The organism is Candidatus Binataceae bacterium (assembly GCA_035508495.1).
Taxonomy (GTDB): Bacteria; Desulfobacterota; Binatia; order Binatales; family Binataceae; genus JASHPB01.
Window position 1 is genome coordinate 15325 of sequence record DATJMX010000082.1, and the last position, 17713, is coordinate 33037.

The 17713-nt window shown below is 58.9% G+C and carries 18 protein-coding genes; 10 read left to right on the top strand and 8 right to left on the bottom strand.

Annotation, left to right across the window (positions count from 1 at the left end; all coding sequences use genetic code 11):
* Positions 1-51: 51 nt before the first annotated feature.
* Both VMA09_23415 and VMA09_23420 read right to left on the bottom strand, forming a co-directional pair.
* A complete protein-coding gene (locus VMA09_23415) occupies positions 52-1404 on the bottom strand; it encodes a hypothetical protein (GenBank protein ID HUA36573.1) in 1353 nt (450 codons plus the stop codon).
* A gap of 669 nt (positions 1405-2073) precedes the next feature.
* Positions 2074-2910: a TauD/TfdA family dioxygenase gene (locus VMA09_23420; GenBank protein ID HUA36574.1), complete on the bottom strand. Its 837-nt coding sequence runs from the start codon at positions 2908-2910 to the stop codon at positions 2074-2076.
* 182 nt (positions 2911-3092) lie between these two features.
* On the opposite strand from VMA09_23420, the gene VMA09_23425 reads away from it, so the two are divergent.
* The gene (locus tag VMA09_23425; protein ID HUA36575.1) at positions 3093-4370 is read left to right on the top strand and encodes a CmcJ/NvfI family oxidoreductase; all 1278 of its coding nucleotides are present in this window, start codon (positions 3093-3095) and stop codon (positions 4368-4370) included.
* 29 nt (positions 4371-4399) lie between these two features.
* Here VMA09_23425 and VMA09_23430 read toward each other — a convergent pair whose 3' ends face one another.
* On the bottom strand, positions 4400-4708 hold the full coding sequence (locus VMA09_23430) for a hypothetical protein (protein HUA36576.1): 309 nt from the start codon (positions 4706-4708) through the stop codon (positions 4400-4402).
* Between the two features lie 76 nt (positions 4709-4784).
* On the opposite strand from VMA09_23430, the gene VMA09_23435 reads away from it, so the two are divergent.
* Both VMA09_23435 and VMA09_23440 read left to right on the top strand, forming a co-directional pair.
* Positions 4785-5300, top strand: a complete 516-nt coding sequence (locus VMA09_23435; protein ID HUA36577.1) for a helix-turn-helix domain-containing protein — start codon at positions 4785-4787, stop codon at positions 5298-5300.
* Positions 5301-5315: 15 nt separating this feature from the next.
* Positions 5316-6314, top strand: coding sequence for a glutathione S-transferase family protein (locus VMA09_23440; GenBank protein ID HUA36578.1), 999 nt, complete (start codon positions 5316-5318; stop codon positions 6312-6314).
* Between the two features lie 20 nt (positions 6315-6334).
* On the opposite strand, the gene VMA09_23445 is transcribed toward VMA09_23440, so the two are convergent.
* Entirely contained in the window at positions 6335-7522 is a 1188-nt protein-coding gene (locus tag VMA09_23445; GenBank protein HUA36579.1) for a cystathionine gamma-synthase family protein, read from the bottom strand.
* Between the two features lie 60 nt (positions 7523-7582).
* Here VMA09_23445 and VMA09_23450 point away from each other — a divergent pair, with 60 nt between their 5' ends.
* From VMA09_23450 to VMA09_23460, 3 genes are read left to right on the top strand one after another with little or no spacing between them, the layout of a single operon-like run.
* Positions 7583-8845, top strand: coding sequence for a glutamine synthetase family protein (locus VMA09_23450; protein HUA36580.1), 1263 nt, complete (start codon positions 7583-7585; stop codon positions 8843-8845).
* The gene (locus VMA09_23455; protein HUA36581.1) at positions 8829-9659 is read left to right on the top strand and encodes an N-formylglutamate amidohydrolase; all 831 of its coding nucleotides are present in this window, start codon (positions 8829-8831) and stop codon (positions 9657-9659) included. Before VMA09_23450 ends, VMA09_23455 begins: the two co-directional genes overlap by 17 nt.
* Complete coding sequence (locus VMA09_23460) at positions 9593-10324, top strand: isochorismatase family cysteine hydrolase (protein HUA36582.1); 732 nt, start codon at positions 9593-9595, stop codon at positions 10322-10324. The genes VMA09_23455 and VMA09_23460 overlap by 67 nt, the downstream gene beginning before the upstream one ends.
* A 78-nt stretch (positions 10325-10402) precedes the next feature.
* Here the strand turns inward: VMA09_23460 and VMA09_23465 are convergent, their stop codons facing one another.
* Together VMA09_23465 and VMA09_23470 are read right to left on the bottom strand one after the other, a co-directional pair.
* Positions 10403-11224: an alpha/beta hydrolase gene (locus VMA09_23465; GenBank protein ID HUA36583.1), complete on the bottom strand. Its 822-nt coding sequence runs from the start codon at positions 11222-11224 to the stop codon at positions 10403-10405.
* Positions 11225-11285: 61 nt separating this feature from the next.
* Entirely contained in the window at positions 11286-11996 is a 711-nt protein-coding gene (locus VMA09_23470; protein ID HUA36584.1) for a DUF4331 family protein, read from the bottom strand.
* 516 nt (positions 11997-12512) lie between these two features.
* Here VMA09_23470 and VMA09_23475 point away from each other — a divergent pair.
* The 4 genes from VMA09_23475 (at position 12513) to VMA09_23490 (ending at position 15158) form a co-directional block, all read left to right on the top strand.
* Positions 12513-13415: a pyridoxamine 5'-phosphate oxidase family protein gene (locus tag VMA09_23475; protein ID HUA36585.1), complete on the top strand. Its 903-nt coding sequence runs from the start codon at positions 12513-12515 to the stop codon at positions 13413-13415.
* Between the two features lie 87 nt (positions 13416-13502).
* Positions 13503-14255 (top strand): glucose 1-dehydrogenase, encoded by a 753-nt coding sequence (locus tag VMA09_23480; GenBank protein HUA36586.1) that lies wholly within the window; start codon positions 13503-13505, stop codon positions 14253-14255.
* A gap of 40 nt (positions 14256-14295) precedes the next feature.
* Positions 14296-14838: a pyridoxamine 5'-phosphate oxidase family protein gene (locus VMA09_23485; GenBank protein ID HUA36587.1), complete on the top strand. Its 543-nt coding sequence runs from the start codon at positions 14296-14298 to the stop codon at positions 14836-14838.
* A gap of 140 nt (positions 14839-14978) precedes the next feature.
* Positions 14979-15158, top strand: coding sequence for a hypothetical protein (locus VMA09_23490; GenBank protein HUA36588.1), 180 nt, complete (start codon positions 14979-14981; stop codon positions 15156-15158).
* A gap of 48 nt (positions 15159-15206) precedes the next feature.
* On the opposite strand, the gene VMA09_23495 is transcribed toward VMA09_23490, so the two are convergent.
* Positions 15207-16652 carry an O-antigen ligase family protein gene (locus tag VMA09_23495; protein ID HUA36589.1) on the bottom strand — a complete coding sequence of 482 codons (1446 nt, stop codon included), beginning with the start codon at positions 16650-16652 and terminating at the stop codon, positions 15207-15209.
* Between the two features lie 111 nt (positions 16653-16763).
* Positions 16764-17713 (bottom strand): AMP-binding protein (locus VMA09_23500; protein HUA36590.1); only part of this gene is annotated, 950 nt, incomplete at its 5' end.

A 17713-nucleotide genomic window follows, 5' to 3' on the forward strand; every position in this document is an offset into this window, starting at 1 on the left:
CTTTCTGAGCGCCGGTAAACATCTTGCGATCGAGAAATTGGCAATTATGATTCAAGAGGTCGGCAACGGGAAGAACTTGACACCCGAACCATTGCCGCATTTGAACGTCGTGCTGGTTCCAAAGCAGCTGCCAGATGGCAGCGGGAGGCTGATCGAAAGCGGGCTTTTTCTTAGCTTCGCGAGATCGATTTGCGCCAGGTAGTTGACGGGTTTCTCGAGTACGTATCCCAGATTGTTGCAGACATCGATTGTGTTGCCGTAGGGAAAAGTCGCAGCGAAGAACGGGTTGCCATCGGGATCGTTGGGAATTGTGCTGCGAACCCCGCTGACTCTGCTCGAAGTAAGCTTGACGACAGGAAGTGAGGGCAAGTCGAGCAGCGCAACCTGGTTGCCACCCTCGGCGGTCAACAGCGCTTCGTGAGTCAGAGGATTTATCACGACCCCAGGCATTCCAATCGCCCCGGTGCCGGTATTGAAATTTATCGAATTGGGCGGCAGTGATTCATTGAGTGTGCAGTTCGCTCCCGACGTAAAGGATGCCCCGTTCAGATTGATGATCGTCGCAGTTGGGGAGCCGAAATTACCGGCGATCCAGATATGGGTCGTGGGATCGACCGCCAACCCCTCGGGATCCGCATCCAGCCCCAAGACGTTCTTGTCGCTCAGCGTACAGGCCTGCGATTTCGGCAGATTATCCGCAGCCAGCAGCGGGTCAATCGCGTCCGAGCTGGCGAGCGAAGCATTGTTTATAAAATCAACTGCGAAGTTACTCAACGTATCCTCTGACGGAAGAATTGGTCCGAAAGTGCGCGTCGAAAGGTTGAAGATCGCAGCTCCGGTGCAGGTGCCCGGCTTAGGACAATCCTCAGCATCGCTCATCGAAACCAGCGCCGTGCTTCTCACCGGATCGAATACCACGCCGTCGGTTTCCTTGGGCCGGCTGCCGGTCGGAAACGGTATGGCGGTTATCGCGAACGAGCTTTCGTTGATCAGCAGCAGGCTTCCCGTAGTCGAGCCATTGTCAGCCGCCGCCAGCAGAAGTCCATCCTGGATATCGACTGCCATGCCGCGGGCCAGCGCCATCATGTTTATGTCTATTACTTTGAGGAGTGCATTGGACTTGTCCGGATTGGCGCTCAGATTGAGCACTGCAATCTGGCCATGCGCCTCAGTATTGAGTATCGGCAGAGGCACGTAGCCGAGGTTGAGTGCACAATCGATTGCAACGAGGCTCTCGGTGCTGGGTGTCGCAGCCTTGCATCCTCCCAGTGTTGCCGCATACACGAGGAGAGCAACCGCGCCCAGTGCTTTGAGCGAACCGCCCACGGAGCTACGGTTGTGCTCGACAAGTCCACGCTGATCTTTCGGCACCGCATCGCAAAATATCAGAGCTTCTGGCGTCATTTCGCATCACCTTTCTCGGCAACCGCGTAACGAAGCGGCGGTGGCGGTAATTAACTCGAGGCAGCGTAGCTCGCGCCACATCCGATGGCGTTGGCTTTTGGCGGGCGGGATGCAGTCCGGCAGACAAAAAGGAACGCGCCAAGCCCAACATGGAATGGGTGCCCATCAACCGCGAGCACAAAACGAGCTAGGGCACTTCTCCCCGGCGTATCGCGCGCCTCTGCATGGCCATTGGGCGACAAATCTAACATGAGCCGAGCGGGCGCTTTAGCGGAGGTGTTGAGGCATCAGCAAGCCAGTCCCCCTAACCGCGCTAATCTATGCACCTTTTCAGGGTTTGCGACAATGGCGGCCCAGCGGATTTGGGAGAGATTTTGGAACGCGGGCAAATCCAGCGGCGATCGATGTCATCTCCATCCGGATGCGAAAGTGAAAATGCAGGAGGCGGGGACATTGATAAACTCGCCCTACGACTGGTTCCGCGACCGGAGGCGTCGGCTCGGCCTGGCTCTTCGAGTCCGCACGCAGGCGGATCGACGCTTTCAGGCTGTCAATCGATTGTGAGCCTATCGACGGCTGTGGCCTACCCCGCCGACTCGGGCTGGAGAAATCGAGCGGAATTCCAGAACGGCAAAGCCTTGGACCGGATGATGGTCGATGGCGCCCCGCCTAGAACGGCCGATCGCCATTAATCGTGACGCGTTCCATCCGGCGTTTTGCGCCCCGGTTATCGGCGACGACGCGATGCTGGGTGCAGCGGTTGTCCCACATCGCGACCGAGTTGACCCGCCAGCGAAAGCGGCAGCTGAAATCGGGGGACTCCATATGCCGATACAGGAATCCAAGCAGCGCGGCACTCTCGCGCGGTTTCATCCCTTTGATCGACGCCGTAAACGTGGTGTTGACAAACAGTCCCTTGCGTCCGCTCTCCGGATGAGTGCGCACGACGGGATGCTCTGCCGAGATTACTTGACGGGCTTGTTCGCCGCCGATGTGCTCGGTCTTGTAATCAGGGCGCGCGAAGGAGCGCGCGGTGTCGTGAATCGCGACAAGGTCGCTCAGCAAGCGCTGCATCGTGGACGAGAGCGCCTCGTAGGCGGCATACATGCTCGCCCACATCGTGTCACCGCCGAATTCCGGTGCCACGACGCATCGCAGCACCGAACCGAGCGGCGGCTCTGGCACGAAGGTCACATCGCTATGCCATGCCTCCGCGAGATACGGATGAGCCTCGTCGCTTTCGAGAACGACGAATTCCGGGTGCCCCTCGTTTTTGAGCGGTTGCAGGTAAGGATGAACCTGGAGCGTGCCGAAGCGGCGCCCGAACGCCTTGTGCTGATCGCGGGTTAGCTCCTGGTCGCGGAAAAACAATACCTGGTGTTCGAGCAGCGCGGCACGAATTTCATCGAACGTCCGATCGTCGATCTGCCCGAGATGAGCGCCGCCAACCTCGGCGCCCAAAGCCCCGGCGATGGGGTTTACTGAAATCCGCGTGAAGTCACTCATCTTGCGGTCACTCCGTTGACGAAGAATACCTCTCAATTGGCGATGCTCTCAAGTCGCGCAACACGAATCGAGCGCTTCGCGGCATGACCAAGAAATTAGACGTTTCAATCTGGCCTGCGTTCCGCCGGTGAGCTACGTTCTCGATAGGCCTGATCAAGTTCTTGCTTTTGCGGAGGCGCACTATGGATAAGGTCGAGACCATTGAGAAACACGTTTCTGGTGCTGCGGATAGAATTCCGTCAGCCTACGTTCCACCGTTCCAGCTCACGAAAGGTCAGTCCGCGCCGATCGCCGCCAACGGCGGTCTGTCCTACATGTCGCTCGATCGAAACGGCGATGCGGGAACTGCCGCTGCGACGCGGGACGCGCTTGACCAGCTTACAAAAGGCGAAGGACAGGCCGTTATCGACATGATCGAGAGCGCGCCTCCGGGCCCAATCAAGACCAAGTGGGGCATAGGGTTTCGCACCCAGTCGGAGTGCCTCGATTATATTCGCACGAACAACATCAAAGCTCCCGACGGCGGGATCGCGCTTCCGATGCGATACTCCGTCCACGAGGCGCCGTCGTACTCGATTGTTTCATCCAACGCGCTCTGGCGCGATCCGGCACACGCTGCCGATGCGAAAGCATTGCGCCAGGAAGAGCGGGATATCGTGCGCCGATGTCTCTATTTTCCAATCGTGTTGCGCGACGCGCGCCGAATCGGCGAGTACTATCCGGGACTCTCGCCCAACAGCCCGCAATGCATGGACAAGCTCGGCGTTTCGCTCGCTCACTGCGAGTCAAAGTGCCGAAACTTTTACGATGCGGCTGAAGTGGAACGGGTATTCTACCCGGAGATGGAGAAGCTCCTCCTGGAGTTTTTCCCTAACGCCACCGATGCGCTGGTCTACAACCACGACGTGTTCGACAAGGATTACAAAGGCGACCGCACCGAGGATCAGGCCAACAAGAATCCGGGCGTCAACGCCAACTACGCCTACCTCGTGCACAACGATTTGAACGACAATAGCGGGCGCGTGCGATGCCGCGAGCTGCTCACCAGGAACCTGCGCAACTTCGGCCGCGAGCAGCACTACACGGAAGCTCAGGCCGACGCGAAGATGTCGCGCCGCTTCGTGTCGATCAATCTCGCGAAGCCGATGGAGACTGTGCAGCAGAATCCCTTCGTGTTATGCGCCTGGCCCTCGTTCGCCGATCAACCGTACATCACCAACTACCGCGTCTATGACGATCGCGTCGGCGAGACCACCCGCTTCACGTATCGCCCCAACCACGAGTGGTACTGGTTCCCGCAGCAGAAGCCGACCGAGGTCTCGATGCTCAAGTGCTACGACTCGGTCACTGACGGTTCCGTATCGCGCTGGTCCTTCCACGCCGCGTGCATCGACCCGACCGCGCCTCAGGACGCTCCGTGCCGTAAGAACGTGGTGGTGCGATCGTTCATCTTCTTTTAGAGGTGAGCGCGTCGTCCCGGTGCGCTGCTTCAGAATCTCTCCTTGAAGGGTCGCACGTCGATATCCTGGGTCCATGCGCTGCGATCCTGATGCGCGAGGTGCCAGAACGTTTCCGCGATCGCCGCGGGATCGAGCATGTCTTGTTTTTTCAGCTGCGGCGCAGCTGGAACCGAGATCGCCTCACCGCCCTTCTGCCGGATCTCATCTTCGAAGCCTCTGAGCTTATTGGCGTCTCGAGCCACCAGGGCGACGCGATATTTTTCGGCGAATCTTCTCGCCAGTGCGGCTCCGAGTCCTGCATCCACTCCGACCGCCACAGCGACAGGTTGATCACTCATATCGAATCTCCACGGGCGACTTGACTAACTTCTATTTTGGAAGTTAGTCTCCAGTCAACAAAACAATCTATCCGTCATGCGCTGGAACGATATCGATACCGTGGAGTGCTCGATCGCGCGCGCCCTCTCCGTCGTGGGCGAGCGCTGGACGATGATGATCGTGCGCGATGTCTTCCTCGGCATTCGGCGGTTCGACGCCTTGCAGCAGGACCTGGGCCTGACGTCTCATCGCCTGTCGCATCGGCTCGGCAAGCTGGTGCGTGACGGGATCCTGGCGCGCGTTCTGTACGAGAAACGGCCGCGCCGTTATGAGTATCGCCTGACGCCTAAGGGCATCGACCTCTTTCCCCTGATTGTCGTGCTCAATTCCTGGGGCGATCGGTGGATGGCTGGGCGCGAAGGTGCTCCGATCGAATTGATCCATCGCAAATGCCGCAAGGTCATCAGGCCGCAGCTCGATTGCCCCGATTGCAAAGAACCGATAGTGCCGCGCGATATGAGTTTGCGGCCCGGACCTGCGCTGAAGAATCGCGGGTTGCCCGGCAAGACTTTTAAAGCTGTCCCAGTTCCAGACGAATTCAGAAGCCGCTAATCGGAGGACATCGCCTTGGCGAATATATATCGAATCCATGGAATCGAGCTTTCACCATACTCAGTGAAGGTGCGTTCGTACTTCCGCTACAAGGAAATTGCGCATCGATGGATTCCGCGAAGTCTCGATACCGAAGGCGACTACCAGAAATTCGTGAAGCTGCCGCTGGTGCCGCTGGTTGTGAGCCCCAAAGAGGAAGGCATCCAGGATTCCACACCGATCATCGAGCACGTCGAGGCACTCAATCCGTCGCCGTCGATTCATCCCACCGATCCGGCGGCCAACTTCATTTCGGTGCTGCTCGAAGAGTTCGGCGATGAGTGGGGAAACAAGTGGATGTTCCACTATCGATGGGCGCGCGAGGCCGATCAGCTTTCCGCTGCGACGCGGATCGCGCGCTCGCTGATGCCGGCGGCGGACGACGCGCAGTTCGCGGGCGGAGTTAAGATGGTGCGCGAGCGAATGGTTAATCGCGTATCGTTCGTTGGATCGAATGCGCAGACCGCGCCGCAAATCGAGCAGTCATTCCGCGATACACTTCCGCTCCTCGAAGCTCATCTGGCAGCGCGCCCATATTTGTTCGGCGGGCGTCCCGCGTTCGGCGATTTCGCGATGTGGGGACAACTATACAACGCATGGACCGATCCAACTCCGGGTGCATTGATTAATGCGACCTCGCCCAACGTCCTCGCATGGATTCATCGCATGCTGTGGCCACGGTCGGAGGGTGAATTTGAGCCTTGGAGCGCCTTGAGCCCAACCTTAAAGCCGGTATTGACTAGTCAAGTCGCCGCCCTGTTCCTGCCCTGGACGATAGCCAACGAGAAAGCGATCGACGAGAGCAAAGAGGAATTCGCGGTGGAACTCGCGGGCAAGACCTGGACGCAGAAGCCGCAGAAGTATCATGCGAAATCATTGGGCGCGCTGCGTACGAAGTATTCGCAGTTCCAGGCTCGCGACAAGATCGATCCGATTTTGAAGGATCTTGGTTGCCTTGATTTTCTTCGCGGCTAGAAGCGTTCGAGCCAACCCGATCACGCGATCGCTGCGAGGGCGTGCTCGAGATCTGTGATGAGGTCCGACACGTCCTCGATGCCCGTCGAATAGCGAACGAGGCCCTCCGGGATTCCGGCGGCCGCGCGTTCCTCGGCGGTGCATTCGACATGGCTCGTCACCAGCGGCGGTCCGACTACCGTCTCGACGCATCCGAGGTTCGCCGCGCGATGCGCATAGCGCAGCCGCGGCAGCACGAGTTTGATCGCGTCCAGTCCGCCGCGCACGCTGAAGCTGAGCATGCCGCCGAAACCGCGCATCTGACGCCGCGCGACATCGTGATGCAGATGCGTTGCGAGGCCTGGATAGTTCACCTGCTCAACGACCGGATGCTGTTGCAGCCAGCGCGCGATAGTTAGCGCGCTCTGGTTCTGTCGCTCGATCCGGAGCGCGAGCGTTTTCATCCCGCGCAACAATTGATACGCGTCCATCGGCGCCAGCGCCGCGCCGTTTATTTCGCGGAAATGATAGAGCGTTCTGATCAACGGCTGGCTGCCGCAAGCCGCACCTCCCAGCGCGTCTGCGTGTCCGCCCAGATATTTGGTAGCGCTGTGCAAGACCAGGTCGGCGCCGAGCTGGAGCGGATTTTGATTGATCGGCGTGGCGAAGGTGTTGTCAACAACGACCAGTGCGTCTGCATCGTGAGCGGCTCGCGCAAGGCGCGCGATGTCCACAATCTTGACGGTCGGGTTGGTCGGAGTCTCGAGATAAAGCAATTTGCAGCCTCGCGCCACCTCCATTTCGATCTGCGCGAAATCTGTCGTATCGCAGAGGCGGACCTCGATGCCGAACGCCGGCAGAAATTCCGTAAACAATTTGTTAGTGCCGCCATAGCTGTCTTTAATCGAGACGATCCTGTCGCCCGGCCGCAGCAGCGCGAAGAAGGTTCCGCTGATCGCGGCCATACCGGTAGAGAAACTCGTGGCCGCCTCGGCGCCTTCGAGATCGCGGATCTTTTCCTCGAAGGCGCGAACCGTCGGGTTGGTGTTGCGCGAATAGATATGACCGGGCGCGCGCTCCAGTGCCACCGCTAACCACGTATCGATGTCGCGGTAACTATAAGACACGCTGTGCACGACCGGGACTTGCGTGGCGCGCTCGTACGGTTCGTGAGCGGTCTCGCCGCCCCAAACCGCGATGGTGGATTTCTTCGGCAACTCCGTGGACATCGGAACCTCCCGGCGGCTGGTGCGGCTGTCCCACGATACCGAGAATGCTAAGTTTGAGCGATGCAACGTGAGCCGATCGTCTTTGCGGGCACCAGCGATCTATCCGCACACTTTCGCGGCAAGAGTTTTCCGGCCGCCGATTTACCATCGAGACTTCAGAACGGAATCGGCCTCGCGCCCGCTAATATATTTCTGTCGGCGTTCGGGCCGATCCAGGTGAATCCATTCGGTAGCCGAGGCGAAGTCGTCTTGATGCCCGATCCTGACACTCGCACGTTAGTAACTTTCGAGGGCGGCCCGGCCGAGCACTTCTTCCTCGCTGATATTAGGACCCTCGAAGGTGCTCCCTGGGATTTTTGTCCGCGCCATGTGCTGCGACGCGCGCTGGAGCGATTGCACAGTGAAACTGGATTGCGAATGCTCGCCAGCTTCGAGCAGGAATTTACCTACAGCGCCGTCGCCGCGAATCCGCCGCAGCCGTATGAGCTCGACGCCTATCGCCGCCAGGGACTTTTCGGCGAGACGCTGCTCGGCGCGATGCGCGAGGCTGGGCTCACTCCCGACGCTTTCCTGTCCGAATACGGTCCGCAGCAGTACGAGGTCACCGCTGCGCCGGCTCTCGGACTGCGCGCGGCAGACGATGCGGTGATCGTGCGCGAACTCGCACACGCGGTCGCCTTCCGCCTCGGTCAGCGAGTCAGCTTCGCTCCCATCCACGATCCGGATGGCGTCGGAAACGGGACCCATATTCACTTCAGCTTCCTGGACCGCGAGGGCCAACCAGTTCTGTACGATGAACAACGGGAGTGGCAACTCTCGGCACTGGGCAGCCACTTCGTCGCGGGAATTCTGCATTATCTTCCGGCGATGTGCGGGATAACCGCGGCCTCCGTAGCGTCGTACTATCGGCTGCGCCCGAATCGCTGGGCCCCTGTGAAGCCGGATGCTGGCCCTCTGGATCGCGGCGCGGCGGTGCGCATTGCGCCAGTGTTCAGTAGCGATCCGGAAAAACGCGGCCGCCAATTCAACTTTGAATTTCGTGTCGCCGACGCCACCGCAAATCCCTACCTGGCGCTCGCGATAGTCATTCAAGCCGGCCTCGACGGCATCCGACATCAACGCCGCATCGAGGCAACTGACGAACGTTCGCTGCCCACCTCGTTGACAGAAGCGCTGACATTGCTGGAGGCGAGTGATGCCGTCGGCGAATGGCTTGGCGCCGATCTGCGCTCGGGCTATGTGCTCTTCAAGCGGGCGGAGATCGAAGGACTGCGCGAGCTTGATGAAAGTGAGATTTGCCGCCGCTATGCAGAAGTCTACTGAGCAGCGCACTGGCGCTACTGGTTCGGAGAGCAATTACTTCGGCAGGGTTATCGCCGCGGACGAGCCGCCACCGTTTTTCGTGGAACGGCCTGAGGGGCGATCGAAGTTTGTCATTGTGGTTGATCACGCCAGCACCGGGATTCCCCGCGCACTCGGCAACCTCGGCCTGACGCCGGCGCAATTACAGCAACATATCGCATGGGATATCGGCGCGGTGGCCCTGGCGCGCGATGTTTCCGAGACGCTCGATGCACCGCTGGTGGCGCAGAATTATTCGCGGCTGGTCATCGACTGTAATCGCGATCCCAAAGAGGCGAGTTCGATTCCGAGGGTCAGTGAATTGACCGAAATCCCGGGCAACCTCGGGTTGACCGATAAAGAAAGGCTCGCGCGTCGCAACGAGATCTTCGCGCCCTATCACGATCGGATTCGCGCATTGCTCGACACGCGCGCCGCAACGGGACGTCCGACGATCCTCGTCGCTCAGCACAGCATGACCAACATTTTCAAAGGAGTTCCGCGCGAGATGCACGCGGCCGTACTGTATAATCGCGATCGTCGCTTTGCCGGATTGGTGTTGGACTTACTGCGCGGCGAAACCGATCTCATCATCGGCGACAACCAGCCCTACTTCGTCAGTGACGAAACTGACTACACGATACCGCATCACGGCGAAGGACGCGGTCTGCCACACGTCGAGATCGAAATTCGCCAGGACCTGCTGCTCGACAAGACCGGGCAGCACGAATGGGCGGCACGGATTGCTCGGGTGCTGCAAGCCGCAGAACGAGCTTTCTATGGAGCGATCAAATGAGTGGCTCAAGCAACCACCCGCTGAGCCGCGATGTCGAGATCGCGCCTGCTCAGACCGCCCTGCTGTTCGTGGACGTTCAAAACTATAATTGCAACCGTGACGGGAGCGAATACTCAAACCTCGATTCGGCGGAAAAGGAACAACGTTACGGTTATTTTTTTCGCATGCTGAGCGAAACTGCGCTGCCCAACATGGTCGCCCTGCAACGAGCCTGTCGCGCCGCCAGAATTGAAGTCGCATACACAGTTATCGAGAGCCTGACCGCCGACGGCCGCGATCGGTCGCTCGATTACAAGATCACCGGCTTCAATGTCCCGAAAGGTTCGCCCGACGCGAAAGTCGTCGATGAGCTTGCGCCGCTAGCCGATGAAATCGTGTTCCCCAAAACGTCATCGTCGGTCTTCATATCGACTAATATCGACTATGTATTGCGGAATCTGGGCACTCGCTACTTGATAATCGCCGGCTGCCTGACGGATCAATGCGTCGACTCGGCGGTGCGCGATGCCTGCGATCTCGGTTACCTGGTGACTGTGCCGACAGATGCCTGCGTGACGCAGTCGGCAGAACGCCATGAGTGGTCACTGCGTAATAATCGTGGCTATTGCCGACAGATCACGACTGCAAGGCTGCTGGACGAGATCGCGCGTCTCGCCAGCAGGTGACTATACCGGCTTGCGAAAAAGCCCGCCCTTTCGAGCGGGCTTTCCTTTCAATTCCCGAGACCGAGTTTCCTCGGTTTGCTACGATTTCAGGAATTCCAGCAAATCGGCGTTGACCTTGTCGTGGTGGGTGGCGAACATGCCGTGCGGCGCACCGGGATAGTAGATTGCTTTCGCATCTTTCACGAGACGGGCGCTCTTCTGACCTGAATCCTTGATTGGAACGATCTGATCGCCTTCACCGTGCAGGACGAGCGTTGGCACATCGATTTTTTTGAGATCGTCGGTGAAGTCTACCTCTGAGAACTGCTTGATGCATTCGTAAGAGGCGAGCAATCCGCATTGCATACTCCACAACCAGAATGAATCCAAAATCCCCTGCGAGACCTTGGCTCCCGGCAGGTTGGCGCCATAAAAGGGACTCGCGAGGTCTTTGTAAAACTGGGAGCGATCGGCGCTCAGGTCAGCGCGCAATTTGTCGAATATCTCGATCGGCAGCCCTTCCGGATTGGCCGGCGTCTTCAGCATCAGCGGAGGAACGGCGGACAGGAGAACGGCTTTGGCGACTCGCTTGCTGCCGTGCCTCCCGATATACCGCGCTACCTCGCCGCCGCCGGTCGAATGGCCGACCATCGTGATGTCCTTCAGGTTGAGCGCCTCGATGAGAGCGGCGAGATCGTCGGCGTAGGTATCCATGTCATTGCCGGTGGCAGACTGCGTCGAGCGTCCATGTCCGCGGCGATCATGCGCGATGCATCGGAAGCCGTGCTTTACCAGAAACAGCATTTGCGGATCCCATGCATCCGCGCACAGCGGCCATCCGTGCGAAAATGTCACGACCGGTCCTGTGCCCCAGTCTTTGTAGAAGATCTCGGTATTGTCGCGGGTCTTGATTGTCGGCATCTGCTTACTCCTTTGGATCCATGAATATGCGCTGCCTACAGTTCGGCGGTGCCGCAAAAATTCAGGCAGCCGGCGGAAGTGCAACGTAAGGAAATTCGGCGCGCAACGTACCAGTCGCGGTCTTCGGACCAAGGCCGTCAGAAAGAGCGGTATTAGTAACTAATGAAAACATCACTTCGGGCGCGTTGTCGGACAGAGCGCGGCCATTGCGACGCGCGAATCCGAATACTGCGGGAGTCCCGACTTCATAATGAAGGATGTCCGGGAAACAAATATCGGCGACGTTCTGCCCGTAGGCCTTTGGATCCGCGGTGCTTTTCATCGCGGCAACTACGCCTGCAACCAGTTGGCCGATGATCGGGCCGTAGATGGTTCGATCATCCTTGGGCTGGGTCGTGTTGTACTCACTGGATCGCTCGCCATTATCGGGATTGAAAATCGGTTGAATCATCGGCAGTCCGGCGCGATTAATTTGCCGCCAGCCTCCGGCGTCCGTAGCCAATACGGTCACTCCCCAAAAGCCAATTGCCTTCGAGGGAAACTCGCTATCTGGAATTTCGAGCACGATTGAGCTGACAGTCGAATCGGAGAATGCATTCGCGGCCTTGTCCTTGCTCCATCCGGCGAGATCGACTGAGCTGCCGTTGGCGATCGCCTTGCGGATCGCACCAAGCACGGTTCCCTCGATATAGAATGGCTCGCCTGCCCGACCAGCCCACACGCGCACGCCGCGCTCACCACGGATTTCCTCGCCGGTGTAGCCTTTCGCCAATGTGACGCCTTTGGCTGTCCGATCTCGCGCCGCCGCGCCATCGAGCCGCCGCAACTCGAGTGCCTGGCGACCATCTTTTTCATGACGATCGAACGCGACGCGAAAGGTTATGTCCTCGACCGCCTCGTTATCAGTATCTATCTTGAATTTCGTAGAGTGCTTCCGGGTGGAATTGTTCGTGATGCTTCTGGTTTGCGGCCGAGGTATCCACATTCATGACGAACACCGTGCCCGCAGTACCTCGAAAGAGGTAGACATCCGTGATGTCGAGGCGCGTGTCCTGCCGTGCGAGGGGAGAATCAAGATGGTGCGACATCTGTGCTCAATCCTTCTTCGAAGCTTCGGAGTTGGCGTCATTGGCCGTGTCTAGGCGCTCATGCAAGCTTTGATGAACTCTTCCGAGCGAGAGTTACGTGAGACGCAAGCAATTTTTTTGGCTAGTTCAAACGGTCTTTATAAGCGCCGTCATGCGCAACAATTGAGCCGCGGCGACATCGAAGGCACGAGGTAGGGAAGATGGTTTTCCACGCGGGAGAACTGGAAATTCAAAAGCGCGTTGGCGTTCGAGATATCGCTGACGACGTCGGCGGTGGGATCATGGAAACGATCCCCGATTCGATTGCGGAGTTTCTGAAGCGGCGGCCGTTCGCGATTATCGGCACCGTCGATTCGGGCCATCGTGCGTGGGCATCTGTCGTGACCGGCGAGCCTGGCTTCATCAAAGTTCCCGAGCCTCGGACGTTGAAGCTCGAAAGCCTTCCGCCGCCGGGGGATCCGCTGCTCGCAAACTTGGCCGCCGAGTCTCACGCCGCGTTGATCGCGATAGACCTCCTCAAAGCACGCCGAGTGCGGATTAACGGCAAAGCTCTTGTCGATGACGGCGCCATCTGGATGACGACTGAGCAGGTTTACGCGAACTGCCCTCGCTACATTCAGGAGCGGATGGTCGTCAGCGCGGAGCCGCAAACCCGTAGTGCAAAGGTTGAGATAAGAAGATCGTCGAGTCTGTCTCCGTCCCAGCGCGAGCAGATCGCAGCGGCTGACACGTTCTTCATCGCCAGCGAGCATCCTGACAGCGGCGCCGACGTATCACACAAGGGCGGCAATCCCGGTTTCGTTCGCGTAATTGACGAGCGCCATCTCGGAATTCCCGATTACAATGGCAACAGGATGTTCAACACGCTGGGGAATCTCCTGGTGAATCCGAAGGCGGGATTGCTGTTCATCGATTTCAAGAGCGGCCGCACTCTGCAGATCAGCGGAAGCGCGTCGGTTGATTTCGATTCGAAGCGAGCACGCGATTTTGCGGGCGCCGAACGCGTTCTCGATTTTCAAATCGATGAGATCATCGATAACAGCGCGGGCTTTCCTCTGACTGCGAAGTTCCGCCAATTCTCGCGCTACAATCCGCGACCGTAGATCTGTCATCGCTTCGCCTTCTCGATTGACCTCCGAATCGGCTAAGGTCGGCGACAAACCATCTGCAAGCAGACGAGGCGAAATCGCATGGACAGACTCAAAGGCAAAGTTGCGCTGATTTCCGGCGGTGCGCGCGGACAGGGCGCCGCTGAAGCGCGCCAGTTCGTCAGCGAAGGCGCCAAGGTCGTGATCGGCGACGTGCTCGACAACGATTGCCGCAAGGCCGCCGACAGCATCAACGCGAAGTTCGCCGGCAAACCGGCGATTCCCATTCATCTCGACGTTACCAGCACGAGCGACTGGCGCGCGGCGGTCGAAACTTGCGCGCGCGAATTCGGCGGCCTCGACATCCTCATCAACAATGCCGGCATCGCCAACGTCAAGGGCGTCGAGGACACCAGCGACGAGGAGTGGGACGCCGTCATCAACATCAATCAGAAGGGCGTATGGCTCGGGATGAAGTATGCCGTGCCGGCGATGCGCAAGCGCGGCGGCGGCTCGATTATCAATATCTCATCGATTTACGGATTGATCGGCTCGGATGGTTCGACGGCGTATCACGCGAGCAAAGGCGCCGTCCGCCTCATGACCAAATCCGCCGCGATTCAGTATGCGCCGGACAAGATTCGCGTTAACTCGATTCATCCAGGCCTCATCCTGACACCGATGCTAGGTGCGGTAACGCGCGAAGACTTGCAGGGTCTGATCGATGCGACGCCGCTCAAGCGCGGCGCCGAGCCTGAAGAAGTCGGATGGTGCGCGGTCTTCCTCGCCAGCGACGAGGCCTCGTTCGTCACCGGCTCCGAGCTCGTGGTAGACGGCGGCTACACCGCACAATAGACAAGCCGATCGATCGTCAACTGAAAGAGGAGTCACCGCGATGCCGAAATTAAGCGAACGCGAAGTGATCGATTTCCTGGCCGAGCGCGGGCATCTCGCCCGAATTGCTACGGTGCGCGCCGACGGATCGCCGAGCGTCGTCCCCGTGTGGTTCATTTTCGAAGACGGGCAAATAAAGATCACTCCGCGCAAGCATTCGGCGTTCCTCGCCAATCTCGAGCGTGAGCCGCGGGTCGCGATCACGATCGACGAAGACACAGGTCTCTATCGTAAAGTGCTGTTCGAAGGTCGCGCCGAGATTCTCTACAAGGTAGGAGAAGACCGGAAGTGGGACGAGGTGTATCGGCGCATCGCGACGAGATACATCGACGAGGCCTCCGCCGACTACTACCTGGCCGAGACGAAAGATCAACCACGCGCGCTGATCGGCGTCGCTCAGGCCAAGGCGAAAGTCACGACTTGGCGGATGCCGACGGCTGACGAGCCTTACGCAGGCATTTGGGCCAAGCGCTACTACGACGCTGGAACTAAAATGGCGAGCTCTTCGTCCGTCACCACCGGCACTAAGCTGACGGTCAGCTAGCGCAGCACGAACTTAACACAACCTGAAGTTAACTGATTCGTAACGCGATGTGATGAGCTGGCGCACATATGCGAACCTTGACATGCCATGCAGCGCTATATAGCCTCCGCCGCAGCTTGTTTTACGCCTAGGAGAACCAGATGGAGCGCCTCGTTATCGGACTGCGAGAACTGGTTGAGACTGCGAATGCCGAAGTTGCCGCGATGGAAGCGGAACTGACTGCCGAATCAAAAGCGAACTCGACAAAGGATCAGCCCTCGCGCTGGCCGCTTCGATTCATCGCCGCCGGGGAGAAACGAAAGGGTAAGTGCGACGTCTAAGCGCTGCGCCTGAAAGCGACTCAGGTGCCGATAGTTTCGGCTGTTGAGTCAATCACACCCGGGGTAGACGCCAGGCGCCAGCTGACGTGCCCGCTCGTCCCATAGCGCTTGCGCGTGCAGCCACTGCTCGTCGAGCGCGAGTCGCGATGCGTGACGGAGGCTCGCAGGCGTGCCGCGCGACAACAGTTCAGAGACATACATTCCATTCACTAGATAGACGGACACGAGCGCCCCGAAGCTCGCCGTGGCAATCGCGCTCGCAAGGCGCGCGCGCGACCCAGGCTGGATTGACCACAGCGCTTCGCATCTGGGGGTGAGCGCTCCGATGCTCAGAAAGAAGACGAAGGCCGGCGCGGGAAGCTGAAGCACGGCGTCAAGTGCGCCAACGATCGCAAGCGCGATCAAGATACCGAGCATTGTCATAGACTCGACGCACGCGTCGGGTGTGGTCGAGCGCGCATCGTCGAAAATCGATCTCAAGCTTCGAATCGCCAGAATAATCAAAGCCGCGAGGAGCAACAGGATCGCCGGAACGCCGCGCTCCGCTGCGATACCGAAGAGGTCACTGTTCGACCGCGTCGGCACGTTCCAGGCCGGATCTCCCGGCGCGGCAGCATCGGGCGCGTAAGCTGGATAGACGATTTTCCAATTCGCGGGTCCGACGCCGAGCAACTTGTGATTCGAAACTATCGTGAGTGACTTACGATATTGCTCGATACGGCCGTGCCCGCTGCCGGAATCGAATTTGACTATAGTGCGTAGCGTCTCGGTGTAGGGATGACGAGCATGCCATTGTAGTTCCGTCGGCAAGATGGCACCCGCAACGATACCGACCGCGATGACGGCGAGTGTTCGTAACGCGGCGCTAGACGATTGCGAAGATCGGCGCGCGCTAATCGCAAGAAAAATCAGCGGGCCGATGGTGCCGAAGGCCATCGCGATCCACCCCGCGCGCGAGCGAGCCACAACCATCGCCGCCGTTGTCAGCAAAAGCGGTATCAGACTCAATGCAAATCTCCGCTTCCATCGCGATACCGCTCCAAACGCGAGCAGGGGCATCCCCAGGGCGAGCAGATGCGCGGCCCAGTTCCGGTTTCCCAAGGTCCCACCAGGTCGCGCGTATGAGAGGTGATCGGTCACACCGATCGCATCGAAAAGCACTCCGATCGCAACGATCACAGTCGCGAGTGCGACGGCTTCGATCAGCCGCTGCCGGAATCCGCGTCCGGACAGATAGCGAGCGCACCAGTACACAGCAAAACCCGCCGCGCTCATCGCAAAGGCGCGCATCGCCTCCCATTGATCGACGGCGGCAAAACATGCCGACGCGATACTCAGTAGCAGGAAGCCGGCGAAGCACAGGTCGACACTGTCGAGTTCGATTCGGGAAGTACTGAACAGGCATAGCGCAGCGGCGCCGAGGCCCGCGATATCCAGCACAAGTTCCTTCGGCGCGTTGCACAAACCGATGCCGCGAAGAGGAATGATTGCCACCATGCAGACAATAACTCCGACTTTCAGGAGCCGTGCCGCAAACTGCAAGGCGGACGATTCAGTGATCGTATCTGGAGCATGCTGAGCCATCATCGCAAAATCACAGTCAGATCACTTGGTATCCGCAGCCGACAGCGCCGATAGTGCCGCCATGAACTTACCTCCGGCGCCGCGAGGAATTTCCTCTACATAGTCGAAATGAACCTGCGCGGCCTGACCCATAGTCGTGCGGAAGCCTGTGCGGACGTCCTCTTCGATGTTTGGCGTGAGCGCGCTTTCAGCCGCGTATCGTACAATGTATTGGTTCAGCGATCTTTGCTCGATCTGAACCTGTCGCACCGCCGGCATCGCTTTCATCGTGTCGATCAGTTGCCATGGAGATATGAGGCCCCCGCCGGGAAGGCGAAAAAGGTTGACCCCACGTCCCAGGATTTTCCCAATCAGCGGCAGAGTGCGCCCGCATGAGCATCTCGCGTCGGAGGCGATCGCATAGTCGCCGAGGTCGTAACGAATTAGTGGCATCAGTCGATTTTCCAGCGTCGTTACCAGCACCCGGCCGGCACTTCCCGCGCAGACTTGTTTTCCATTTTCATCAACGATTTCGACAATCACATGCTCGGCATTGACGTGATAGCTGCCGGCGGGGCACTGCCAGGCGAGGAACGCCTCAGTCGAACCATAGTTGTCGGCAATCTCGGCATTGAGGTATCGCCGCGCGTCTTTGCGCACCGACTCCTCGAGAATCTCGCCGCCCGTGAAAATCCGCTTGAGCGAGAACAGTTTTCGCTTTCCATCGGCAAAGACTGCGAGCAATCCTTCGAGGTTCGACGGCAGCGAATAGATGAATTGGGGATCAAGCTCGGCCAGCCAATCGGCCTGCACATCGAAAGCCGCGAGATGAGAGAAAAACTTCGCGCGCGGAAGAAATCGGGCATTCACGAGGCTTCCATCGGGCGAGCCTTTTCGGATATCGATCAGCCACGCGCTGCGCGTTAGCGGATTCCATCCGTTGGCCGCAAGGTAGCGCGCACGGCTGGCGAAGCGCCCGATTTGATGCGGCT